Genomic DNA, 24,138 nt, shown 5'->3' on the forward strand with positions numbered 1-24,138 from the left:
ACTTCATGTCGTTTGACAAACGTATCTCTCGAAGGAATTTTCTCGTCGGCAGCGCCGTGCTCGCGGGCACGGCTCCGCTGCTGGCGGCCTGTGGCGGGCGCTCCGGCGCCGTCACCGTCCCCAGTGGACCACCTCGTCGGGGAGGCCGGCTGCGCGTCGGCGTCACCGGCGGCGGCGCGTCCGACACGCTCGACCCGCACATCCCGGCGACCAGCCCGGACATCGCGCGGGTGCGCAACCTGTACGAACCGCTGCTCTACCGCGATCACGACTACGAGCTCGAGATGCTGGTCGCGGAGTCGCTCACGTCGTCGCCCGACGCGACGACGTGGACGGCGACCCTGCGCGAGGGCATCAAGTTCCACGACGGCAGACCGGTGACGCCCGCCGACGTCGTGGCCACGTTCCGCCGCATCCTGGATCCCGACGATCCGAAGAGCGGCGCGGCGAGCCTGACGATGCTCGGCGACGTGGTGGCCACGGGCGACCGGCAGGTCGAGTTCCGGCTCTCCGAGGCCTCCACCGTGTTCGACGACTACCTCGCCCAGTACTCGCTGGGCGTCGTGCCCGCGGACTTCTCGATGGACAACCCGGTGGGCACCGGACCGTTCCGGCTCCAGGGCTTCACCCCGGGCCTGCAGAGCTCGTTCGTGCGCAATGAGCACTACTGGCGTCCCGGCCAGCCCTATGTGGACGAACTGGTGCTGATCAACTTCCCCGAGGACGACGCCCGCATCAACGCGCTGCTGTCGTCGCAGGTGGACGCGATCGACCAGGTTCCCGTGGCACTGGTGGAGGTGCTGCGCAGCGACGAGCGCCTGCGGGTGCTCAGCGCGCAGACCGGCACCTGGCTGCCGTTCACGATGCGGGTGGACCGCCCTCCGTTCGACGACGTCCGCGTGCGGCAGGCACTGCGGCTGGTGGTCGACCGCGAGCAGATGATCAACCAGGTGCTCAGCGGTCAGGGCCGGATCGGCAACGACCTGTATGCGCCGTTCGACCCCGCCTACGCGAGCGAGCTCCCCCAGCGTAAGCAGGACATCGCGCAGGCACGCCGGCTGCTGGCCGAGGCCGGGCATCCGAACCTGGACATCGAGCTGGTCACCGCGCCCATCCAGGCCGGCGCGGTCGAGGCGGCGCAGGTGTTCCAGCAGCAGGCCAAGGCCGCGGGCGTCAACGTCAGGCTGCGCAGACTCGACACCACGACGTTCTTCGGCGAGAACTACCTGAGCTGGGACTTCGCGCAGTCGTTCTGGTACACGCGCAACTACCTGCCGCAGGTCGCCAACGGGGCGCTACCGCAGTCGCCCTACAACGAGACGCACTGGGAGGACCCGGAGTTCCTCGACCTGGTGCGCCGGGCCGACCGCACCGTGGACCGCGCCGAGCGCGAGGAGCTGCTCAAACAGGCGCAGCGCATCGAGTACGAACGCGGCGGCAACATCATCTGGGGCTTTATGAACCAGGTCGACGCCTTCCAGGTGTACGTGGCGGGACTGGTGCCCGACCGCACGGGCCTGCCCCTGTCCGGTTACTCGTTCCGCGAAGCATGGCTCGGCTGAGGAGGTGGGTTCGTTGTCCCGTTTGATCATTCGCAGACTGCTCGTCAGTCTTGTGGTGCTGTGGCTGGTGTCGTTGCTGGTCTTTGTCGCGACGCTGCTGCTTCCCGGCGACCCGGCCCGCGCGATCCTCGGCCAGCAGGCCACGCCGGACCGCATCGCCGCGCTGCAGGCGCAGCTGAACCTCGACGCGCCCGTGTGGGAGCGCTACCTGAGCTGGCTCGGCGGCGTGTTCACCGGTGACCTCGGCACGTCGGCCGCCACGCAGGGCCCGGTCAACGACCTGCTCGGTGACCGCATCGGCGCCTCGCTGGTGCTGCTGGTGACCGCGGCGGTGCTCAGCACGCTGGTGGGACTGGCGCTGGGCACCTGGTCGGCCGTGCGGCGCGGCCGCGCCGCCGACCACACCGTGTCCGGCATCAGCCTGGTGATCGCGGCGCTGCCCGAGTTCGTGATCGGTGTCGCGCTGATCGTGCTGCTGTCCACCACGGTGTTCCCGCTGCTGCCGTCGGTGACGCTCGCCCCACCGGGCGAGCCAGTGTGGTCGCAACCACTGCAGCTGATCCTGCCGGTGCTCACGCTCACGCTCGTGGTCACGCCCTACATCACGAGGATGATGCGCGCGACGATGAGCGAGGTGCTCGACAGCGGCTATGTCGAGATGGCGCGGCTGAAGGGAATCCCCGAGCGCACCGTCCTCACGCGACACGCGCTGCCGCACGCGATCGGCCCGGTCGCGCAGGTGATCGCGCTGCAGCTCGCGTGGCTCGCCGGCGGCGTCGTGGTGGTCGAGTTCCTGTTCCGCTACCCCGGTGTCGGGCAGGCGCTGATCGACGCGGTGAACAACCGCGACGTCGAGGTGGTGCAGGCGATCACGCTGCTCATCGCCGCGGTCTACATCGTGGTGAACCTGCTGGCCGACATCGTCGGCATCGTGACCAACCCCAGACTGCGGACCGAGGTGAGCCGATGAGTACCCCGACCGTCCCGTCCACCCGGTCCCGCAAGTCCACCGTGTTCCGGCGCGCGCTGGCGTTGCCCCAGGCGAAGATCGGGCTCACGCTCACGGCCGTCGTGGTGCTGCTGGCGGTGCTCGGACCGTGGCTCGGACCGTGGCTCACCGGCTACGACACCACCGGTTTCGCGGGCAAACCGTTCCACTCCGACGGCGTCGCGGGCACCGACGGACTCGGCCGCGACGTGTTCACGCGCTTCCTCGCGGGCGGCGCGACGCTGCTGCTCTACGCCGTGCTGGCCACCGCGATCGGCATCGTGCTCGGCACCGCACTGGGCATGCTCGCCGGCTACACCGGCGGACGGCTCGACAGCATCATCATGCGCGGCAACGACGTGCTGCTGTCGTTCCCGCAGCTGGTGTTCGCGCTGCTGGCCATCGCGATGCTCGGGCCGCAGGGCTGGCTGCTGGTGCTGGTCATCGGCATCACCCACGCACCGCGCGTGGCCAGGGTCGCGCGGCAGGCCACCGTCGCGGTGAAGGACAGCGACTACATCAAGGCCGCGCAGCTCTACGCGATGCCAAGGCGACGCATCCTGTTGCGCGAGGTGCTGCCGAACATCACCGGCCCGCTGATGGTGGAGCTGGGCCTGCGCCTGACCTACTCCATCGGCTACGTCGCCTCGCTGTCGTTCCTGGGCCTCGGCATCCAGCCGCCCGCGGCCGACTGGGGCCTGATGATCAACGAGAACCGCATCGCACTGGTGCTGGAGCCGTGGGGCGTGCTGCTGCCGGTGCTGGCCATCGCGGTGCTGACGGTGGGCACCAACCTCGTCACCGACTCGCTCGCGTCCGCGGCGGCAGGCCGCGAGAAGGAGGCCGCCGCATGACCGCGCAGGTGACACTCACCCACGCGCTCGAGGTCGAGGACCTGCGAGTGAACACGCTCGCGGGCTCGCCCGTGCTGAAGGGAGTCTCGTACTCGATCGCGCCCGGCGAGGTGCTCGCGCTGGTCGGCGAGTCGGGCTCGGGCAAGACCACGGCGGGACTGGCCGCGCTGGGCCACTTCCGCCGGGGCCTCGCTCCGGCGGGCGGCACCGTCACCGCGAACCCCCGCGACGGGCAGTCCGTCGAGGTGCTCGGGCTCGCCGAGCGCAGGCGCAGGGCGCTGCGCGGGCACACGCTGTCCTATGTCCCGCAGGATCCCGCGCTCTCGCTCAACCCCGCGCTGCGCATCGGTCTCCAGATCGCTGAGGTGCTGGAGGCGCACGGCTACGGCGCGTCCGACGACGAGCGCTCCGCACGCGTCGCGGAGGTGCTCGGCGAGGTCGGGCTGCCCGCCGACGAGGACTACCAGCGGCGCTACCCGCACCAGCTCTCCGGCGGCCAGCAGCAGCGAGTGGGCATCGCGATGGCGTTCGCGTGCAGGCCGAGCGTCGTGGTGCTCGACGAGCCGACCACCGGGCTCGACGTGACCACGCAGACGCTCGTGCTGCGCACCGTGTCCGAGCTGACCACCGAGCACGGCGTGGCGGCGCTCTACATCACCCACGACCTCGCGGTGGTGGCCGCCATCGCCGACCGGGTCGCCGTGATGCGCGGTGGCGAGATCGTGGAGAGCGGCACGGTCGAGGAGGTGCTGCGCCGCCCGTCGCACTCCTACACGCGTGAGCTCGTCGACGCGGTGCCCGACCTCGACGGTGGCGGCGAGCTGCCCACTCCCGACGCTGACGCGGCGACACTGCGGGTCACCGATCTCTCGGTGTCCTTCGGCGAACACCGGGTGCTGAGCGACGTGTCGCTCACCGTCCACTCCGGAGAGTGCCTGCTGCTGCTCGGTGAGTCCGGGTCGGGCAAGACCACCCTGTCGCGCTGCGTGGCGGGGCTCAACGACGACCACTCCGGCAGCGTGGAGCTGGACGGCACCGCGCTGGCCGCGTCGACGCGGAGGCGCTCGGCCGACCAGCTGCGCGCCGTGCAGTACGTGTTCCAGAGCCCGTACTCGTCGCTGAACCCCCGCCGCACCATCGCGCAGTCGGTGGAGGTGCCGCTGGAGATGCTCACGGACCTGGACCGGGCGCAGCGGCGCGAGCGGGTCGGCCAGACGCTGGACAAGGTGCGGCTCAGCCGTGAGCTCGCACAGCGGCTGCCCGACCAGCTCAGCGGCGGGGAGCGACAGCGCGCCGCCATCGCGCGGGCGCTGGTCACCACACCGAAGGTGCTGCTGTGCGACGAGGTCACCTCGGCGCTGGACGTCTCGGTGCAGGCCACGATCATCGACCTGCTCTGTGAGCTGCGGGCCGAACTGGGCACCGCGATGGTGTTCGTGACCCACAACATCGCGCTCGCGCGGCACGTCGCGGACCGGATCGCGGTGCTGCGTGGTGGCGAGATCGTCGAGACGGGGCCCGTGGACGACGTGCTGAGCGATCCGCGGCACGAGTACACGCGCCAGCTGCTCGCCAACACCCCCCGGATGTGAGCGTGCGTACCGACGGCACCATCGCCCCCGGGTTCGAGGGCGTCCGCGACGTGTTCGCCGAGGTGGTCGCGAACGGCCACGCCGGTGCGGCGTTCTCCGTGGTGCGCCACGGCGAGGTGCTCGTGGACCTGTGGGGCGGGCTGGCCGATCCGCGGCGCGACGAGCCGTGGCGCGAGGACACGCTGTGCGTGCTGTTCTCGGGCACCAAGGGCATCGTCGCCGCGGCCCTCGCAGCGCTCGGCGTGCTGGATCCCGAGTCCGAGCTGCGGCGGTACTGGCCGGAGTTCACGCCGGGAATGCGGGTGCACCACGCACTCGCCCACACCGCGGGTCTGCCCTATGTGGACGCCGAGCACGACCTGCTCGACGTCAGCGGCTGCGCCGAACTCCTCGCCAAGCAGGATCCACTGTGGACCCCCGGCACGCGGGTGGCCTACCACGCGCTGACCTACGGCTACCTCGTGGGCGAGCTGCTGCGCAGGGCCACCGGTCAGTCGGCGGGCGAGCTGGTGGCCGAGGTGCTGGCGCGGCCGCACGGGCTGGACCTGCACCTGGGCACGCCCGCGCACCTCGACGAGCGCGTCGCGCGGCTGGTGCGGGCCCCGGACTACCGGATCAGCACGTTCCTGGACGACCCGCAGCGGCGGCGCATCGTCGAGCGCATGTACGCGGGCCTGCTCGACTCCGACGAGCTGATGAACTCACCCGCCTACCGCAGAGCCGAGCTCGCCGCGGGCAGCGCGACGGGCACCGCCAGGTCGATGGCGACGCTGTACGACCTGCTCGCCGCGGGCCTGCTCGCCTCGCCCGAGGCGCTCGCGGCGGCCACCCGCACGTGGTCGGAGGGCACCGACGCGATCAACGACCGGCCCGTGCACTTCGGGCTCGGCTTCGAGCTGGCCGACCCCATCGGCACGTACGGCCCGGCCACGGTCGCCTTCGGCCACTCGGGCGCGGGCGGCGGAAGGCACGGCGCGTGGCCCGACGCGGGACTCGGCTTCTCGTTCGTCACCAACGAACTGCGGGCCGAGAACTCCGACGGCAGAGCCGACCGGCTGCTCGCCGCGGTGCACGACGCGCTCTGAGCGCGGCTCACGTGGTGAACCTGGCCGCCTGGTTGTCGATGACGTGCTGGGCCCGCTCCAGGGTGTGCGAACCGTAGGTCCCCGTGGCGCGGGCGTCGAGCAGCGCGTTCTGCTGGGCGTCGACGAGCAGGCGCAGCAGTTCGCGGCGTTGCCGGTGAGGACTGTCGGGATCGGGGTCGGTCAGCATCCGCTCGATCACGTCGGCGGTGGCGAGCACCCGTTCGCGCGCCTGGTCCAGCACCTCGTCGTCGAAGGGCTCGCCGTTCTCCCGCCGCAGCGCCGGGCTGTCCAGCACGGACTGGGTGGCGTCGTGCAGCTCGGTGGCCAGGCGGCCGAGCTCGCGCCGGTCGTGCTCGACGTCGGTGCCCTGGATGCCGAGCTTCGCGATGAGCACGGGCAGCGTGCCGCCCTGCAGGATCAGCGTGACGATCGCGACGGTGAAGGCGATCAGCACGAGCTCGGCCCGGTGCGGCACGTCGGTGGGCAGCGACTGGGCGGCGGCCAGCGTCACCACTCCGCGCATTCCCGACCACGCGAGCACGGCACCACCGCGCCAGTCGAGTCCCTCGCTGGCGAAGAACGTGGCGTCGGCGTGGCGGCGCTGAAGGATCCGCGTCACCTTGTCGTAGCGGTGGTCCTTGCCGGGTCGCGGGCCGCGGGTGGTGATCCGGTCCAGCGCGTCCTCGATCCGCCCTGCCCGCTCCCCCGCGCCGCGCTGCTGTCTGCGCAGCGCCGCGATCAGCGGGGTGACGAACGCGATGCGCAGCACGATCAGCACGGCCGTCGCGAGCAGCCCGAGCCCGACCGAGGTCCACACGCCCTCCCCCGAGTTGTGCACGTCGGCGAGCACGGTGGTGATCTCGAAGCCCATCAGCAGGAAGACGCCGTTCTCGAGCAGCAGCTGGATCGTGCGCCAGTTGGTGCGCTCGGCGATGCGGTCGTGCGCGGTGAAGCGCTTCGCGCTCTGGTGGCCGGTGATCAGACCGGCCGTGACCACGGCGATCACTCCGGAGGCGTCCAGCTCCTCTGCCGGGATGAACGCGAGGAACGGGACGACGAACGAGATCGCGGTCGTGAGCACCGGCTGGCCCCTGATCCGCGAGCGGGCCCACACCGACGCGGCGCCGACGAGCGCGCCGACGGCGATGCCGATGACCACGGCCGAGGCGAAGTCACCGAGCGCGCCCCAGAACGACACCGTGCCCGCGATCGCGGCCACGGCGGTGCGCAGCAGCACCAGCGCTGTGGCGTCGTTGACCAGGCCCTCGCCCTCCAGGATGGTGACGAGCCGGGGCGGCAGCCCGAGTCGTTTGCCGATGGCGGTGGCGGCCACGGCGTCCGGAGGGCTGATCACCGCGCCGAGCGCCACCGCGGCGGCGAAGCCGATGTCGGGCAGCAGCCACCAGATCAGCAGCCCGGTCCCGAACGCCGACACGACGACGAGCAGCACCGACAGCGCTCCGATGGTGCCGAAGTTCCGCCGGAAGTCCACCACGGGCACGTTCACCGCGGCGGCGTGCAGGATCGGCGGCAGTACCACCACAAGGATCCAGTCGGGCTCGAGGAACAGCTCCGGCGCGCCCGGCAGCACGCTGCATCCCATGCCGACCAGTACGAGCAGCACCGGCGCCGCGACACCGAGCTTGGGAGCGGCGTACGAGACCGCCACGATGATCAGCACCGCCACGACGACGAGCAACGCGAGTTCCTGCATGAAGTCGTACTCTTTCGTCTCCTCGACCGGCCTCTGCCGGAGGCAGACACTACGACGGCCCGCCCGTTCCCGCAGGTCGAGATCGAGTACGACAGTGCGGGCCGCGGAGGAGCCACCGGCCGGCTCCTCCGCGGCGGCTGCTCAGGTGAGCGACGAGTAGTGCGACGCGTCCCCGGTCCTGGCCGTGCTGCGGACCCCGTCGACGCTCTCGGGAACGGTGCCCGCGACGGTGATCCGGTGCAGCCTGCGTGCCTGGTCGCCGTAGTCGGCCACGCCGTAGTGCTGGGTCGCGCGGTTGTCCCAGATCGCCAGGTCACCGGGCTCCCACTGCCAGCGCACGGTGTTCTCGAGCCGGGTCACGCGGGCCTGCAGCAGTGCGAAGATCGCGTTCGACTCCGCCGAGGACAGGCCGACGAGCTGTTTCACGAAGTGGCCGAGCAGCAGCACGCGTTCCCCGGTCTCGGGGTGCACCCGGACGACGGGGTGTTCGGTCTCGTAGACGTCCGAGCGGAACTCGTCCCGGTAGGCCTGCTCCTTCACGTCGACGCCGCCGATCCGGCGCTCGTCGACGTGGCGCGAGTAGTCGTAGAGGTTCGTGTGCACGGCCCACAGCTGCCCGGCGAGCGCCTTGAGCGACTCGGGCAGGCCCGCGTACGCGGCGGCGGTGTTGGCCCAGACGGTGGTACCGCCGTGGTCCGGGATCGTGAGGGCACGCAACAGGCTGAACGCCGGGATCCGGTCGACGAACGTGACGTCGGAGTGCCAGCTGTTGGCCCTGCCGTACTCGGCGTCGATGGGCAGGACGTTGTCCAGTCCCACACTCCGCACGGTCGGGTGCGGCCGAGTCAGTTCGCCGAGCAGGCGGCCGAACTCCTGCTGACCGGTGTCGTCGAGGTGGTGCTGGCCGCGGAAGAAGACCACCTTGTGCGTCAGCAGCTCCGTCCTGATCCGCGCGACCGTCGCCGCGTCGAGGTCGCCGCCGAGCCGGACCCCGTCGATCCGCGCGCCGATGTTGCCGCCGATCTTGGTCACGGAAATTCCGACAGGTGTCGTTGCCACGTCAAGACTCATGAGAGCTCCCTGTTGTTTTCGCGCTGGGTTCGCCCAGTCTGAGCCAGAATTGACGAACTAGGCAATATTGCACGCAGTACGAAACTAATTCGTCTCACGGTACGAAATCCCTTGCACAGCAACACAGTTCAAATCATGGGAATCGTTGATTCCCGCCGGAAGCGCGTGCCAGCCTGGCCCGCGGTTCAGTATTTCCGCCACGGATCCCCACCACTTCGCCACAAAGGACATATTCGTGACAACGACCAATCGACGACAATTCCTGGGGTTCACCGCGCTCGGGCTCACCGCCGCCGCCGGAGTGCTCACCGGCTGCGGCACCGCGAGCGGACGGGCCACCAAGACCATCCGCTACCAGGGCTGGGCAGGCCAGGTCACGCCTCCCGAACTGGCCGCGGAACTCGGCTACCTCGGCGACGTCACGCTCGAGTGGGTCGGCAACACCATCAGCGGGCCACAGGACATCCAGTCCGCCGCCACCGGCCAGGTGGACTTCGGCGGCGCGTTCAACGGAGCGGTGGTCAAGCTGGCCGCCCGCCAGGCGCCGATCACCGCGGTCATCGGCTACTACGGCGTCGACAAGGACGAGGCAGGCGGCTACTACGTGCGGGAGGACAGCCCCATCACCGACCCCAGGGACCTGCTGGGCACGAAGGTCGGCATGAACACCCTCGGCGCGCACAGCGAGGCGATGCTGGACATCTACCTGGAGCGCAACGGGCTGTCCCCGGCGGAGATCGAGCAGGTGCAGCCCACGGTGGTGCCCCCGGTCAACATCGAGCAGTCGCTGCGGCAGCGACAGATCGACGTGGCCGTGCTCGGCGGGATCCTCAGGGAGAAGGCGCTCGAGCGAGGCGGCATTCGCAAGCTGTTCAGCGACTTCGAACTGCTCGGCGACTTCACCGCGGGCAGCTACGTGTTCCGCGACGACTTCCTCGCGGCCAACGGCGAGACCGTGCGCACCTTCGTCTCCGGCGTCGCCAAGGCCATCGAGTGGAGCAAGAGCACACCACACGAACAGGTCGTCGAGCGCTTCACCAAGATCGTCGCCGACCGCAAGCGCAACGAGGACACCGACCCGCTCCGGTACTGGCGTTCCTACGGCGTGGCCGGCACCGGCGGCCTGATCAATGACGAGGAACTCCAGCTCTGGGTCGACTGGCTCGGCAAGCGCGGCGAGCTCGACCAGGGCGCGCTCACGGTCTCCGACATCTACTCCAACGAGTACAACTCCTACGCGAAGGAGTCCCGGGCATGAGCACGAAGATCAGCTTCGACGGCGTCGGCCACACGTTCCCGATCAGGGGCAGCCACGACCGGCTCACGGCGCTGGAGGACATCGACCTCGACATCGCCGACGGCGAGTTCGCCGTGCTCGTCGGGCCGAGCGGGTGCGGCAAGTCGACCCTGCTCGACCTGCTGGCCGGTCTATCGGCACCGAGCTCGGGGCGCATCCTGCTCAACGGCGAGCCGGTGTCCGGGCCCGGCGTCGACCGCGGGATCGTGTTCCAGCAGTACGCGCTGCTGCCGTGGCGCACCGCGCAGGGCAACGTCGAGTTCGGTCTCGAGGCCACCGGTGTGCCCAAGCGGGAGCGCGCGGAGCGGGCCCGCGAGTACCTCGAGCTCGTGGACCTCGCCGCCTTCGCCGACCGGCACCCGCACGAGCTCTCCGGCGGCATGAAGCAGCGGGTGGCGATCGCGCGCAGCCTCGCCTACGACCCCGACGTGCTGCTGATGGACGAGCCGTTCGCCGCGCTCGACGCCCAGACCCGCGAGTCGCTGCAGGACGAGCTGCGCCGAATCTGGCGGCGCACCGGAAAGACCGTCGTGTTCATCACCCACGGCATCGACGAGGCCGTCTACCTCGGGCAGCGGGTTGCCGTGCTGACGTCGAGGCCGGGCCGGATCAAGTCCATTGTGGAGGTGGATCTGGACCGCGAGGCCGCCGACGACATCCGCTCCACCCCCGAGTTCGCCCAGCACCGGCACGAGATCTGGTCGCTGTTGCACGACGAGGTCGTGCGCGCGCAGGAACAGGAGAAGGAGGCGGTGTCGGCATGAGCACGTCCACGATCACCGAGCCGGTCACCGGACCCGGCGGCAGGCACGCGCCCGCCGCGCCCCGGCGCCCGCGCCCAGCACGCCGCGACCGCTCGGTGCTGTTCCGGTTGTTCACCAAGGTCGTCGCGATCGTGCTGTTGCTGGCGGCGTGGGAGTTCGCGCCGAGGGCGGGGCTGATCGACCCCACGTTCCTGACGCCGTTCTCGGAGGTGGCGAGCGCGCTGGCCGAGCTGGCCGCCAACGGTCAGCTCGCCGAGCACGTCCAGGCGAGCCTGACGCGGTCGCTGTCCGGGTTCGGGATCGCGGTGCTCGTCGCGGTGCCGCTCGGTGTCCTGATCGGCTGGTACCGCGTCGTCTCCGACGTACTGACGCCGTTGGTGCAGCTGTTCCTCAACACCGCCGCACTGGCCCTGCTGCCGGTGTTCGTGCTGATCCTCGGCATCGGGGAGGCATCCAAGATCGCGATCGTGATCTACGCCTGCACGTGGCCGATCCTGCTCAACACGATCAGCGCGGTCCGCAACGTCGACCCGACGCTGCTGAAGCTCGCGAGATCGCTCGACCTGCCCCCGCTGCAACTGTTCGGCAAGGTCGTGCTGCCCGCGTCGATCCCGACGATCTTCACGGGCCTGCGGCTCGCCGGGGCCGCCGCGATCGTCGTGGTGATCGCCGCGGAGATGGTCGGGGCCAAGGCCGGGCTCGGTTTCCTGATCAACGACTCGCAGTACAACTTCGCCATTCCGTCCATGTACGCCGGCATCGTCGCCATCTCGGTGATCGGCGTCGGCTTCAACCAGCTGCTGGTGTTCATCGAGCGGCGACTGACGAACTGGAAGTGACACCATGACCCGACGACAACTCCACCTGAACGCGTTCCTGATGGGAGTCGGCCACCACGAGGCGGCGTGGCGGCATCCGCGCACCGATCCCACCGTGCTCTCCGACGTCCGGCACTACCAGAACCTCGCGCGGATCGCGGAGCGCGGCACGTTCGACTCGGTGTTCCTCGCCGACGGCGTGCAGCTCATGGGCGACGTGGCCCACACAGCCGCACCGCACTTCGAGCCGCTCACGCTGCTGTCGGCCATCGCGACGGCGACCGAGCACATCGGACTCGTCGCGACCGCCTCCACGGGTTTCTCTGAGCCCTACAACCTGGCGCGCTGGTTCTCCTCGCTCGACCACATCAGCGGCGGCAGGGCCGGCTGGAACATCGTCACCACCGCGGGCGACCGCGCGGCACAGAACTTCGGCAGGGACCACAACGCCGAGCACGCCGAGCGCTACCGGCGGGCAGCGGAGTTCGTCGAGGTCGCCACCGCGCTCTGGGACTCGTGGGAGGACGACGCGGTGCTCGCCGACCAGGCCTCGGGCCACTTCGCCGACCCCGACAGGGTGCACGAGATCGGCCATCGGGGACCGTTCTTCGGGGTCCGCGGCCCGCTCAACCACGTCCGCAGCCCGCAGGGCAGACCGCTGCTCGTCCAGGCCGGGTCATCGGAGGACGGCAGGGACTTCGCCGCGGCACACGCCGAAGCGGTGTTCACCGCACAGCAGCAGCTCGCCGACGCCCAGGGCTTCTACCGCGACCTCAAGGCTCGCGCGACGGCAACGGGCAGGGAGCCGGAGTCGCTGAAGGTGCTGCCGGGGATCGTCCCGGTACTGGGCTCGACGACCGAGGAGGCCGCACGCCTGTCCGCCGAGCTGGACGGGCTGATCGTGCCGGAGCGCGCGGTGCGGGCGCTGTCGGAGCTGATCGGTGTCGACCTCACCGGCCATCCGCTGGACGAGCCGCTGCCCCCGCTGCCGCCCGTGAGCCGGATCAACGGTGCCAAGAGCCGGTTCGAGCTGGTCCGCGACCTCGCCGAGCGGGAGCGGCTGACGTTGCGCAGTCTGCTGGGCAGGCTCGGCGGCGGCAGAGGGCACCAGGTCGTCGCAGGCACGCCGGAGCAGCTCGCCGACCACATCGAGCACTGGTTCACCCACGACGCGGCGGACGGGTTCAACATCATGGCCGCGCTGCTGCCCTCCGGCCTCGAGGAGTTCGTCGACCACGTGGTGCCCGAGCTCCGGCGGCGCGGGCTGTTCCGCACGGGCTACACCGGCCGCACCCTGCGCGAGCACTACGGCCTGCCCCGGCCCGCGAGCCGCTACACCGCGCCAGCACTGGCGTGATGTGCCAGATCCATGTTGCGGCGGCCGATCAACCCCTACAGTTACAGGGAGGTTCCGGAGAGTGACGCCAGTCAGCGGGGAGGGCACCGATGCCGAGCAGGCACGCCCAGCGGATCGCCGAGCGCGAGTCGTCGGACCTGCTGAGCAGGCACCACCCTCATCTCGACGCCCCGCGGCGCCGCGTGCTTGCCGCGCTGCTGAGCCGCACCGCGGGCGCCTGGCGGCTGCTCGTCGACGACGCGCTGCCGGAGCGCGCCGCCAGAGCCGAGGCGTTCCTGGCAGGGCCGGGCGGTCTGTTCGCGGTGCTGCTCGGCGAGCACCCGCCCGACGAGGACACCTTCGAGACCATCCGGCGGCACGCCGAAGAGCGCTGCGCCGGGATCCGCGATCACCGGGGACAGGTCCTGACCGGCAGCGGGCTGCACTTCGTCTTCATCGGGCCTGGCCGCTCCGGCCGGGGGGTCGAGCGGTACTGGACGCTGACCGAACGCGACCTGCCTCGGCTGTTCCGGCGCGACGCGGCGCACCTGACCCGCCGCCACGTCGACGCGATCGTCGAGCAGGCCGCCACGCGGCTGACCGGATACCGGGAACTGCGGGTCCGGCCGCCCGAGCGGGCACCGGAACCGGACGGGCTGCTGTCGGCCGACGAGCTGACCGAGGACGAGGTGAGCGGCGCTCAGCTGCGGCCGTTCGACAGCTGGCTCACCTTCCTGCACCCGCAGCAGCGGGCCGTGGTCACGCGCCACTACAACGGTCCGGCGCGGATCAGCGGCCCCGCGGGCACCGGCAAGACCGTGGTGGTGCTGCACCGGTTGCGGCACCTGGCGCGGCGCAGCACCGGCCCGTTGCTGTTCACGACGTTCGTGCGCACCCTGCCCGCGGTGCACGAGCAGTCGTTCCGGCGACTGGCTCCCGAGGTCGGCGACCGCGTCGAGTTCGTCAACCTGCACGCGTGGGTGCGGGAGTTCCTCCAGTCGCGCGGCGTGCGGCTCAACGTGCAGCGCGAAGCGATCACCACGGCGTTCGCACTCGCCTGGCGCAAGCACGGAGCGCCGCTGGCCGCGATCGAACCGACCGAGGACTACTGGCGGACCGAGCTCCACCGCGTCATCAAGGGCCGGGGCATCACCACCGTCGACGACTACCTGCGCGCGGCGCGCAAGGGCCGCGCGCTGCGCCTCGGCGCGGCGCAGAAGGAACTCGTGTGGAGGCTGTACGAGGCCTACGAGGAACGGCTCGCGGCACGAGCGGCACACGACTACAACGACATGATCTCCGTCGCGCTCGAGGAACTCACCACGCGACCGCTCGAGCACGGCTACGCGGCCGTGGTGGTGGACGAGGTCCAGGACATCACCCTGACCGGGCTGCGGCTGATCAACCGGCTCGCGGGCGAGGGCCCGAACCGGCTGCTGCTGGTCGGCGACGGCCAGCAGCAGGTCTACCCGGGCGGCTGGTCGCTGTCCGACGCGGGAATCCCGATCCAGGGCCGCGGCGAGGTGCTGCGCGTCAACTACCGCAACCGGGCCGGAGTGCTCACCTTCGCCCGCCGCTTCGACGCGACCACCCAGGTCGACGACCTCGACGGCCAGGCCGGGGTGTCGCTGCTGCAGGCGGAGTCGGCCAACCCCGGCGGTCACAGCCACACCTGGACGGGCACGGAGGACGAGCTGGCAGGCGAACTGCTGCGGCAGGTCCGCGAGCTGCCGGTACCGCTGGGCCAGACCGCGCTGATCGTCTTCCCGCCCGCGCAGCTGAGCCGCTGCACCCGCGTCCTGCGCGAGGCCGGTGTCCCGATGCTGTCGCTGGACCGCTACGCCGGCGAGGCGGGCGAGTCGCTCAAGGTCGGCTCGGTCCACCGCGCCAAGGGACTGGACTTCCAGGCAGTGCTGGTGGTCGAGTTCCCCGAGCGTGAGCGGGCCGGGCCGGCCGCCGAACAGGAGTCGGATGAGCTGCGCGGACGCCAGAACCTGGTGGCGGCCACCCGGGCCCGTGACTTCCTCTGGTGGGCCACAGTGCGGGACCAGGTTCCGGCGTCCACTGTGGAGGGCTAGACATCACTCCTTGGCGGACTCGCCGCGTCGGCCACCGAGGAACTCACCGAAGTGCGCCTCGATGGCGTGATACATCCGGATCAGGTTCTCGGGGTTCTGGAAGCCGTGCCCCTCGTCCTCGGCGACGAGGTACTCCACCGGCACGCCGCGCTCCCGGAGCGAGGCCACGATGTTGTCCGCCTCGGCCTGGACGACGCGGACGTCGTTGGCGCCCTGCACGACCAGCAGCGGCGTGCGGATCCGGTCGACCATCGTGATGGGTGAGCGGGCCAGCAGGTCGGCCTCCTGCGCGGGATCGTCCGGATCGCCCGCGTAGTGGAACCAGTTGTTGGCCATGTGCGGCCGGACGAACGGCGGCAACGTGCGCATGAAGTTCACCAGGTCCGAGATGCCGACATAGTCCACCGCCGCCGCGAAGTAGTCCGGAGTGACCGTGACGCCCACCAGCGTGGCGTAGCCGCCGTAGGAGCCGCCGAAGATCGCGATGCGGTCGGGGTCGGCGTAGCCCTGTGCCACCGCCCAGTCGGCGGCATCGATGAGGTCGTCGTGCATCCTGCCGGCGAGTTCCCCCGCCGCGGCGGTGATGTGGCGCTTGCCGTAGCCCGACGAACCGCGGAAGTTCACCTGCAGCACCGCGTATCCCCGGTTGGCGAGCAGTTGCACCTGCGCGTTGTAGGTCCACGAGTCGTGGGCCCACGGTCCGCCGTGGACCAGCAGCACCAGCGGCAGCTTTTCGGGCGCGATGCCTACCGGCAGCGTCAGGAACGCGTGCAGCGGCAACCCGTCCCTGGCGGGAAAGCCCACCGCGGTCATCGGCGCGAGGTCGGCGGGGTCCAGGTCCGGGTACGGGCGGAACAGCAGCCTGCTCTGCCCCGTGCGGTGGTCGTAGAGGTAGGTCAGCGCGGGCTCGCGGTCGTGGATGAACGTCGCGACCCACACCTGCTCGGTCTCGTCCGACGACACCGAGTGGAGCACCCCGTCGGACAAGGTGGACAGCTGGGCGTAGACGTCGGCGAAGTGCGGGTCGAGCACCTTGATGACGGGCTTGTCGCCCACGAACCGCGCCGCGAGGACCTCACCGGTGCGCCTGCTGATGAACAGCGTCGGTGGCATCCCCGGCGACATCGGGCCCATCGTGCACAGGCTGTGCCCCTCCACGGCGGCGACCACGGTCTCCTCGCCGGTCCTGCCGTCCACGCGGATGAGCCGCAGGTCGTCGGAGTCCTGGTAGGCGCCCAGCAGTAGTCCCGTGCCGTCCGCGGTCACCACGCTCGGATGCACTCCCACCGGGTGCTGCGGGCCGCCCTGCCTGCAGAGCAGGGTCTTCTCCCCCGTCTCGGCGTCGACCGTCGAGAACTCGTGGGCGCCGTCGTCGGCGACCTCGGTGTAGAAGCTCGACTCGCCGTCGGGACCGAGCAGGAAGCTGCCCTTGAGGTCGGGCTGCTCGCAGTACAGCGTCGTCTCGCCCGTGGCGATGTCGATGCGGAACACGTCGAAGTACATCTGGCGACGGTTCATGGTGACGAGCACGCTGCCCGGCGCCGACCGCAGCGGCTCGACGGCGAGCACGCGCGAGCCCACCGGCAGCGGAGTCAGGTCGACCGCGGGCTCGTGCGGCGCGCCGAGGTCGACCCTGTGCAGGTGCCAGTCCTCGTTGCCGTCGGTGTCCTGCAGGTACAGCATCCACCGCGGATCCTTGGTCCAGTGGTAGGTCTTGATGCCACGGCGCTCGTCGTTGGTGACGCAGACGGCGTCCTCGTGCGACTCGTCGATGCCGCGCACCCAGACGTTCGTCCGTCCGTTCCTCGGCGCCAGATAGGCGATCCTGGTGCCGTCCGGCGAGATCGACGCCCCGGAGAACACCGGGTTGGCGAAGAACTCCTCCGCCTCGATCAGACGCGGGAGCGACCCCGCTCGGCTCATGGTCTCGGTCATCCGGCACTCCAGTCGGTCGGCCCGCGCGACGAGCGGGTGGTCATGTCCCCACCGACGACACACCGTGCCGTCGCGGCACGCTCAAGTCGCAACGTGGTGATTCACCTCATTTCGCCCGAGCCCGGTTGACGAACCGGCGAGCCCGTGGTTCCGTGGATCATGCTTTCACTAGTTAAGTAGTGTTTTAGGGATTGGGGAGACTGATGACGCACAAGCTGACCCGGACCGTCCGCATCGGTGCCGGTATCGCCGCCGCGGCGGCGCTGACCGTCGCCGGAGCCGGAGCGGCGAACGCGAACGAGACCGCCGAGCCCGATCTCACGCCCATGCACGTGGTCACCGCCGAGTACCCGATGGAGGTGAAGGTGACCAACGCCAACGGTGACGGGATCTACTACACCCAGAAGCCGGACTCGACCCGCACCTTCAAGACCGAACCGGGCGGCTGGACCAACGTGTCCTTCACGGTGAACGGCCAGCTGGTCAACTCCTGGGCGCTGACCTCGACAGAGGACACGTTCACCTGCTCGGCCGGTGGCAGCGCCGCCGAACCCGAGGTGACCTGCGTGTACTGAGGCGGCGCAGCGACGGTTCGTCGGGGGAGTCGTCGCTCCGGGTGGGCACGGGCTTTCCGGGCCCACCCGGAGCCGTTCGGTGAGGCACCGCCAGAATGACCGCCAGAGGAGGTGGCAGCGCGGTGATCGAGTTCCGGATCGACCGACGCTCGGGCGTCGCCGCCTACCTCCAGATAGTCCAGCAGGCACGGCAGGCGCTGCTGCTCGGAATCCTCGTGCCCGGCGACCGGCTGCCCACCGCGAAAGAGGTGGTCGCGGCCACCGCGATCAACCCGAACACGGTGCTCAAGGCTTATCGCGAACTGGAACGCGAGGGCCTGGTCGAGGGACGGCGCGGGCTGGGCACGTTCGTACTGGACTCCGCGTCGATCTCCGACCGCGTTCGCGAGTCACCACTGCGGGCCGAGCTCGCCGACTGGATGCGCCGCGCGCGCGAGGCCGGGCTCACCTACGAGGACGTGACCGCGCTCGTCGACAGCGCCCGCGAACAGTACTTCGACAACCAGGGGTCGTGACACCACCGATGTCCCTTTTGGACACCACCGGCGGCAGCGCCGTCCGCGCGAGCGGGCTGGGGCGCCGTTTCCACCGGACCTGGGCCCTGCGCGAGGCGGACTTCGCCGTGCCAGCGGGCGCGATCACGGCCGTGGTCGGCGCACACGGCAGCGGCAAGTCCACCCTGCTGAGCCTGCTCGCGGGACTGGACCTGCCCACCACCGGGTACGCTGAGGTCCTGGGCGCCGATCCCCGGCGTCGACCGCAACCGGCGGTGAGCCATCTCGGCCAGAGCCGCCCGCTCTACGACTACCTGACGGTCGCGGAGACGCTGCGCCTCGGGCGCGAGCTCAACCGCGAGCGCTGGGACGAGCCCTACGCGCGCAGGCTCGCCGAGCTCGGAGAGCTCTCCCCCACCGCACGCGTGCGCACTCTGTCCGGCGGTGAACGAGTACATCTGGCGCTCGCACTGGCACTGGGCCCGCACCCGGACGTCCTGCTGCTCGACGAACCGCTCGCCGGACTCGACCCGCTGGCACGCGGGCGCGTACTGCGCGCGATCCTCGGCGAGGCGGCCGAATCCGGCGCCACCGTGCTGCTCGCCTCGCACGAGATCGACGACCTCGCCGACACGTGCGACCACCTGCTCCTGCTCGACCACGGTCGCGTGCGCCTCGCGGGCGAGCTCGCGCCGCTGCTCGACGAGCACCTGCTGCTGACCGGTTCCGCGGGCGAGATTCCCGCCTGGCTCCGCGCTCACGACGTGGTGCGCTCGCGTCACACGGGACGACAGCTCACGGCGCTGGTGCGCCGCACCGGCGAGCTCGACGTGCCGGCGCAGTGGCGTGCCGACGCGCCGACCCTGCCCGAGCTCGTCCTCGCCTACCTGGATCCGGCGGCCGAATCGGTGGTGCCCGCATGATCTGGCTCGCCTGGCGGCAACACCGCGCCGCGCTCGTCACGGCCGCGGCCACGTTCGCCGCGTTCTGCCTCGCGCTGGTGCTGCTCTCCGCGCTGGAGCTCACGAGTCCGGTCGCCGACCCGCTGGGGCTCACCAACAACCGGCCCGCCGACTACCTCGGCTACGTGCTCCTGGCGGGGCCGACGCTGCTCGCCGCGCTGTTCGCCGCGCCGCTGCTGGCACGCGAGCTCGAGCACGGCACCCACCTGTTCGCGTTGTCCCAGTCGGTCAGCCGCGGCCGGTGGCTCACGGGACACCTGCTGGTCGGCGGCCTGCCTCCGGTGCTGCTCTTCGCGGTCGCGGCGGCCCTCTACCACCAGGTGGTCGCACCGGGTCCGTGGTACGACGGCATGGCCGAAGGTGTGTACGGGGCGCTGCCCCTCGTCAGGGGACTCTTCGCGCTCAGCGTGGGCGCGCTGTTCGGGGTGCTCGCGCGGCGCGTGCTCACCGCGGCGACCCTCGCGGGCGTCACCGTCACCGTGGTGGAGGTGCTCGCCGACCTCGTGCGGCCGTACCTGTTCGCCCCGGACGTGCTCCTGCACCCGGTGACAGCGTCGTGGAGCGCCGAGGTGTGGACGCTCGCGTCCGGCTACGTGCGGGGCGGGCAACTGCTGCCGGACGGCGCCGTCGTCGGGTGCACGCGGGACGACGCGGCCTGCCTGGACAACGCGGGCATCACCGGACGCTGGACCGAGCTGCACCCGATCGGGCACCGCGTTCCGCTGCACTGGATCGAGTGCGCCGTCTACGTCGCTCTCGCGCTCGCGGCCCTCGCACTGCTGTGGCGGCGCACCCGGCGAATCTGATCCACTGTGGACAGGGCATGGAGAAGGCCCGCCGCCCGGACTGGAGTCCGAAGCGGCGGGCCCCTACCCCTGGGGCTCGCGCGTTACGGCACGGCGGCGGCGGGCGGAGTGTCGTCCGCACCACGCACCGACGTGTACACGCGCGAGCGTTCTTCCGAGTCGGCCGGATCACCCGCGGCACTGCCCGGAGCCGACGCGCCGGTCAGCTCCTCGATCCTGCGCAACGCGGCCTCCGCGCGATCGGCCGCGTGCTCGGCGTTCTCGGCGTGCTCCTGCGCCTGCGAGCGCCACTTCTTGAGCTTCTTGGGGCTCGGCATCGTGTGTGTTCCTCCACCCTGGCATCCCACGATCAGGTGATGAACGGCTACCCGAGGACCGTCGAGATCAAACGCCGTCCGGCCCACTGTCCACTTGGAACAGTCCGGGAACCGGGCCACGTAGCGTTCCACATGGTGACAGTTGACAGCCACCGAGTACGGCCTTAGCTTCCTGAGCCGTGGCCATGACAGAACAATCGATCCACGATGTGGAACGATCGGGCGACCGTCCTCGCGCGGGCGACCAGGCCGGTCAGGGGTCGCAGAGCGTACGGCGCGCGCTGGACCTGCTGACCCTGATCGCCGCGGGGGAACGCCGGGGCGGGCTCTCGGTGGCCGAGGTGACCGACGAGACCGCGCTGACCAAACCCACCGTGCACCGGCTCCTGCGCGAACTGCTGCACGCCGGCTACGTCGAACAGGCCCCGGACCGGCGGTACCGCCTCGGACCCGAGGCCTACGCGGTCGGCGCCGCGGCCGAGGCCAGGTACGGCATCCGGCAGCACGCGCTCGTGGCCGCCACCCGAGTGGCGGCCGCGTGCGAGGACGTCGCCGTGGCGACCGTGCGGCGCGGCCTGCACTACGTCTGCGTCCACCGCGAAGAGGGGCGCTGGCCGGTGCGCAGCCACGTCCTTCAGGTGGGCGACCGGATGCCGCTCGGCGTCGGCTCCAACGGGGTCGCGTTCCTCGCGGCGATGCCGCCCGCGCAGGCCGACGAGATCGTGGCCGCCGTCGCCGACGAGGTGACCCGTAAGTTCCCCCACCTGACGCCCGACGTGATCGCCGGGCTCGTCGACGAGGCCCGCGAGCGCGACGGCATCGGCATCGTGCGCGGCCTCATCAGCAGCGACAGCGCGGGCGCGGCGCTGGCGGTGCCGGCCCACGGCGGGCCGAACGGCTTGTCGATCGGCATCGTGACTCCGGCCTCTCGCCTGGCGCCGGACCGCGAACCGCTGCTCTGCTCACTGCTGCGCGCGGAGACCGGACAACTCGCGAAGGAGCACCCATGACCGTCCAGCCCTTCCCGGGTACCGACGAGACCACGACCACCGCGGAGCTGCACGACCAGCTGGAGGCGGTGCTGCCCCGGGGCGAGGTGCGCACGCGCGCGATCGACCGGCTCCGGCTCGCCCACGACGCCTCGCACTTCGCGCGCACCCCGCGCGCGGTGGCCACGGCCGCCTCGGCCACCGACGTCGGCGGGCTGTTCATGGTCGCCGCGCGCACCGGTGTCCCGCTGACCTTCCGCTCCGGCGGCACGAGCCTGTCGGGCCAGAGCGTCACCGACGGCGTGCTGGTCGACACCAGACGGCACTTCCGCGACATCGAGGTCCTCGACGACGGCGCGAGGGTGCGCGTGGGTCCGGGCGCCACCGTGCGCGCGGTGAACGCGCGGCTGGCGCGCCACGGCCGGATGCTCGGCCCGGACCCGGCGAGCGAGGTCGCCTGCACGCTCGGAGGAGTCGTCGCCAACAACTCCTCCGGGATGGCGTGCGGGACGGCCGGGAACAGCTACGCGTTGCTGGACTCGCTGGAACTGGTGCTGCCCTCGGGAACCGTCCTGGACACCGGCACGCCCGGCGCCGACGACGAACTGCGCGCCAGGGAACCGCGACTGTGGGCGGGACTGTCCCGCTTGCGCGACCGGCTGCGCGGCGACGAGCTCACCCGGCGCACCATCGAACGGCAGTTCTCGCTCAAGAACACCATGGGCTACGGGCTGAACTCATTCCTTGACCACGACCGGCCCTCCGACATCCTCGCGCGGCTGGTGGTGGGCAGCGAGGGCACGCTCGCGTTCATCGCCTCGATCGTGATGCGCACCGTGCCCGTGCTGGCCCACACGCGCACGGGTCTGCTGGTGTTTCCCGGCCTGGCCGAGGCCAACCGGGCGCTGCCCGCGCTGGTCGACTCGGGACCGGCGACGATCGAGCTGCTCGATGCCACGTCGCTGCGGGTCGGACAGGCCGACGCCGGAGCCGATCCGCGGCTGCGCGCGCTCGACGTCGACCAGCATGCCGCACTGCTCGTCGAGTACCGGGCGAGCACGGCGGAGGAGGTCGAGGCCCTCGCCGCCGACACGGAGCCGCTGCTGCGGACGCTGCCGTTGACGGGTCCGCGCGAGCTCTCCGGGGACCCGGCGTCGAAGGCAGCGCTGTGGCAGCTGCGCAAGGGCCTCTACGCCAAGGTCGCCGAGGCCCGCCCGTCCGGAACCGCGGCACTGCTGGAGGACATCGCCGTGCCCGTGCCGGAGCTGCTGCCCACCTGCGAGGGCCTGATCGGGCTGTTCGGCGAGCACGGTTACGAGCACGCCGTGATCTTCGGCCACGCGAAGGACGGCAACATCCACTTCATGCTCACCGAGCGCCTCGGCGACGGTGGCGGCCGCGACCGGTTCGGGCGCTTCACCGACGACATGGTGGACCTCGTGCTCGGCCACGGCGGCACTCTCAAGGCCGAGCACGGCACGGGCCGGATGATGACGCCGTTCGTCCGCCGCCAGTACGGCGACGACCTCTACGACGTGATGCGCGAGATCAAGCGGCTCTGCGACCCGGCCGGGCTGCTCAGCCCCGGCGTGATCCTCGACGACGACCCCACCGCGCACCTGTCCGACCTCAAGTCGGCGCCCGAGGTGGAGTCCGAAGTAGACCGTTGCGTGGAGTGCGGGTTCTGCGAGCCGGTCTGCCCGAGCCGCGACCTCACGACCACGCCGAGGCAGCGGATCGTGCTGCGCCGTGAGCTGGAACGTGCCAGGCAGGCCGGAAATCACACGCTGGTCGCCGAGCTCGAGCAGGACTTCGCCTACGACGGCGTGGACACCTGCGCCGTGGACGGCATGTGCGCCACCGCCTGCCCCGTGCTGATCAACACCGGCGACCTGGTGCGGCGGCTCCGCGCCGAACGTCCACAGAAGACGGCCGCGAAGGCGTGGACGGTCGCCGCGAAGCACTGGGGCGCCACCACGAGGCTCGCGGGCGCCGCGCTGACGGCCGCGCGGGCTCTGCCAGGTGACCTCGCAGGGAAGGTCACCGCGGCCGCGCGCGCGGTCGGCGACCCGGAGCAGGTGCCGCTGTGGTCGCCGGATCTGCCCGGCGGGGGCGGCGCGCGCGTGCCCGAGGGCCTGGTCGACACCGCGGCCGACCTCGTGCTGTTCTCCTCGTGCACCACGGCGATGTTCGGCTCGGGCACAGGCTCCGGCACAGGCTCCGGCACCGGCTCCGACGGCGCCGCCGCGGCGTTCGTGCGGCTGTGCCACCGCGCGGGCGTGCGCCCGACGGCGCCCGCGCGGCTGGGTTCCCTGTGCTGCGGGACCCCGTGGAAGTCGAAGGGGCTGCGCGACGGCGCCGCCGCGATGGCCGAGCGGGTGCTGCCCGCGCTGTGGGAGGCGAGCGGGCAGGGCGCGCTGCCAGTGGTCAGCGACGCGTCGTCGTGCACCGAGGGGCTGCGGGTGATGATCGACGGCGGGCCGGAGCGGTACCGGTCGCTGCGGGTCGTCGACGCCGTCGGCTTCGCCGCCGAGCACCTGCTGCCGAAGCTCACCGTGTCCGGGCGACTGGACCGGATCGTGCTGCACCCCACGTGCTCGGCGACCCAGCTCGGTCTGGTGGAACCGTTGCGGCGCCTCGCCGGTGCGGTCGCGGCCGACGTCGTGGTGCCCGACTCGTGGGGCTGCTGCGGTTTCGCGGGCGACCGCGGCCTGCTCCACCCGGAGCTGACCGCGGCGGCCACCGCGCCGCAGGCGGCCGAGCTCGCCGGGCTCGACGCCGACGCCTGGGCCTCGTGCAACCGCACCTGCGAGCTCGGCATGAGCCGGGCGACGGGACAGGACTACGAGCACGTGCTGGAGATCCTGGAGCGGCACACCCGCACCGCCCAGGACCAGTAGC

The 24,138-nt window shown here is 71.2% G+C and carries 20 protein-coding genes; 16 read left to right on the forward strand and 4 right to left on the reverse strand.

What is annotated here, in order from left to right; translation table 11 throughout:
* Positions 1-5: 5 nt before the first annotated feature.
* The 5 genes from JHE00_RS05535 to JHE00_RS05555 are packed head-to-tail and all read left to right on the forward strand — an operon-like array spanning position 6 to position 6,081.
* The gene (locus JHE00_RS05535; protein ID WP_200315344.1) at positions 6-1,562 is read left to right on the forward strand and encodes an ABC transporter substrate-binding protein; all 1,557 of its coding nucleotides are present in this window, start codon (positions 6-8) and stop codon (positions 1,560-1,562) included.
* Positions 1,563-1,575: 13 nt separating this feature from the next.
* On the forward strand, positions 1,576-2,532 hold the full coding sequence (locus JHE00_RS05540) for an ABC transporter permease (protein WP_200315346.1): 957 nt from the start codon (positions 1,576-1,578) through the stop codon (positions 2,530-2,532).
* Positions 2,529-3,404: an ABC transporter permease gene (locus JHE00_RS05545; protein ID WP_200315348.1), complete on the forward strand. Its 876-nt coding sequence runs from the start codon at positions 2,529-2,531 to the stop codon at positions 3,402-3,404. The genes JHE00_RS05540 and JHE00_RS05545 overlap by 4 nt, the downstream gene beginning before the upstream one ends.
* Positions 3,401-4,996 (forward strand): ABC transporter ATP-binding protein, encoded by a 1,596-nt coding sequence (locus JHE00_RS05550; RefSeq protein ID WP_200315350.1) that lies wholly within the window; start codon positions 3,401-3,403, stop codon positions 4,994-4,996. Before JHE00_RS05545 ends, JHE00_RS05550 begins: the two co-directional genes overlap by 4 nt.
* Positions 4,993-6,081 (forward strand): serine hydrolase domain-containing protein, encoded by a 1,089-nt coding sequence (locus tag JHE00_RS05555; RefSeq protein WP_307831826.1) that lies wholly within the window; start codon positions 4,993-4,995, stop codon positions 6,079-6,081. Before JHE00_RS05550 ends, JHE00_RS05555 begins: the two co-directional genes overlap by 4 nt.
* A gap of 7 nt (positions 6,082-6,088) precedes the next feature.
* Here the strand turns inward: JHE00_RS05555 and JHE00_RS05560 are convergent, their stop codons facing one another.
* Together JHE00_RS05560 and JHE00_RS05565 are read right to left on the reverse strand one after the other, a co-directional pair.
* Positions 6,089-7,795: a cation:proton antiporter gene (locus JHE00_RS05560; RefSeq protein WP_200315352.1), complete on the reverse strand. Its 1,707-nt coding sequence runs from the start codon at positions 7,793-7,795 to the stop codon at positions 6,089-6,091.
* A 141-nt stretch (positions 7,796-7,936) separates the two neighbouring features.
* Entirely contained in the window at positions 7,937-8,866 is a 930-nt protein-coding gene (locus tag JHE00_RS05565; protein WP_200315354.1) for a TauD/TfdA dioxygenase family protein, read from the reverse strand.
* A 235-nt stretch (positions 8,867-9,101) separates the two neighbouring features.
* Here JHE00_RS05565 and JHE00_RS05570 point away from each other — a divergent pair, with 235 nt between their 5' ends.
* The 5 genes from JHE00_RS05570 to JHE00_RS05590 all read left to right on the forward strand — a co-directional run bounded on the left by JHE00_RS05570 (position 9,102) and on the right by JHE00_RS05590 (position 15,159).
* Positions 9,102-10,124 (forward strand): ABC transporter substrate-binding protein, encoded by a 1,023-nt coding sequence (locus JHE00_RS05570; protein ID WP_200315356.1) that lies wholly within the window; start codon positions 9,102-9,104, stop codon positions 10,122-10,124.
* Positions 10,121-10,927 (forward strand): ABC transporter ATP-binding protein, encoded by an 807-nt coding sequence (locus JHE00_RS05575; protein WP_200315359.1) that lies wholly within the window; start codon positions 10,121-10,123, stop codon positions 10,925-10,927. The genes JHE00_RS05570 and JHE00_RS05575 overlap by 4 nt, the downstream gene beginning before the upstream one ends.
* Positions 10,924-11,766 (forward strand): ABC transporter permease, encoded by an 843-nt coding sequence (locus JHE00_RS05580; RefSeq protein WP_200315361.1) that lies wholly within the window; start codon positions 10,924-10,926, stop codon positions 11,764-11,766. Before JHE00_RS05575 ends, JHE00_RS05580 begins: the two co-directional genes overlap by 4 nt.
* A 4-nt stretch (positions 11,767-11,770) precedes the next feature.
* Entirely contained in the window at positions 11,771-13,102 is a 1,332-nt protein-coding gene (locus tag JHE00_RS05585) for an LLM class flavin-dependent oxidoreductase (RefSeq protein WP_200315363.1), read from the forward strand.
* Between the two features lie 89 nt (positions 13,103-13,191).
* Entirely contained in the window at positions 13,192-15,159 is a 1,968-nt protein-coding gene (locus JHE00_RS05590) for a UvrD-helicase domain-containing protein (RefSeq protein WP_200315365.1), read from the forward strand.
* Between the two features lie 3 nt (positions 15,160-15,162).
* Here the strand turns inward: JHE00_RS05590 and JHE00_RS05595 are convergent, their stop codons facing one another.
* Positions 15,163-17,094: a S9 family peptidase gene (locus JHE00_RS05595; RefSeq protein ID WP_230422810.1), complete on the reverse strand. Its 1,932-nt coding sequence runs from the start codon at positions 17,092-17,094 to the stop codon at positions 15,163-15,165.
* Positions 17,095-17,297: 203 nt separating this feature from the next.
* Between JHE00_RS05595 and JHE00_RS05600 the strand changes: the two genes are divergently transcribed.
* The 4 genes from JHE00_RS05600 (at position 17,298) to JHE00_RS05615 (ending at position 19,931) form a co-directional block, all read left to right on the forward strand.
* A complete protein-coding gene (locus JHE00_RS05600) occupies positions 17,298-17,669 on the forward strand; it encodes a hypothetical protein (RefSeq protein WP_200315366.1) in 372 nt (123 codons plus the stop codon).
* 122 nt (positions 17,670-17,791) lie between these two features.
* Positions 17,792-18,184, forward strand: a complete 393-nt coding sequence (locus JHE00_RS05605) for a GntR family transcriptional regulator (RefSeq protein ID WP_200315862.1) — start codon at positions 17,792-17,794, stop codon at positions 18,182-18,184.
* 8 nt (positions 18,185-18,192) lie between these two features.
* Positions 18,193-19,086: an ATP-binding cassette domain-containing protein gene (locus tag JHE00_RS05610; protein ID WP_200315368.1), complete on the forward strand. Its 894-nt coding sequence runs from the start codon at positions 18,193-18,195 to the stop codon at positions 19,084-19,086.
* Entirely contained in the window at positions 19,083-19,931 is an 849-nt protein-coding gene (locus JHE00_RS05615) for an ABC-2 membrane transporter-related protein (RefSeq protein WP_200315370.1), read from the forward strand. The genes JHE00_RS05610 and JHE00_RS05615 overlap by 4 nt, the downstream gene beginning before the upstream one ends.
* Before the next feature lie 83 nt (positions 19,932-20,014).
* Here JHE00_RS05615 and JHE00_RS05620 read toward each other — a convergent pair whose 3' ends face one another.
* A complete protein-coding gene (locus tag JHE00_RS05620; RefSeq protein ID WP_200315372.1) occupies positions 20,015-20,248 on the reverse strand; it encodes a hypothetical protein in 234 nt (77 codons plus the stop codon).
* A gap of 185 nt (positions 20,249-20,433) precedes the next feature.
* On the opposite strand from JHE00_RS05620, the gene JHE00_RS05625 reads away from it, so the two are divergent.
* Positions 20,434-21,258, forward strand: a complete 825-nt coding sequence (locus JHE00_RS05625) for an IclR family transcriptional regulator (protein ID WP_200315374.1) — start codon at positions 20,434-20,436, stop codon at positions 21,256-21,258.
* Entirely contained in the window at positions 21,255-24,137 is a 2,883-nt protein-coding gene (locus tag JHE00_RS05630) for an FAD-binding and (Fe-S)-binding domain-containing protein (protein ID WP_200315376.1), read from the forward strand. The genes JHE00_RS05625 and JHE00_RS05630 overlap by 4 nt, the downstream gene beginning before the upstream one ends.
* Position 24,138: the final 1 nt, after the last annotated feature.

Origin of the sequence: Prauserella cavernicola, from assembly GCF_016595675.1 — a bacterium.
GTDB classification, from domain to species: Bacteria; Actinomycetota; Actinomycetes; order Mycobacteriales; family Pseudonocardiaceae; genus Prauserella_A; species Prauserella_A cavernicola.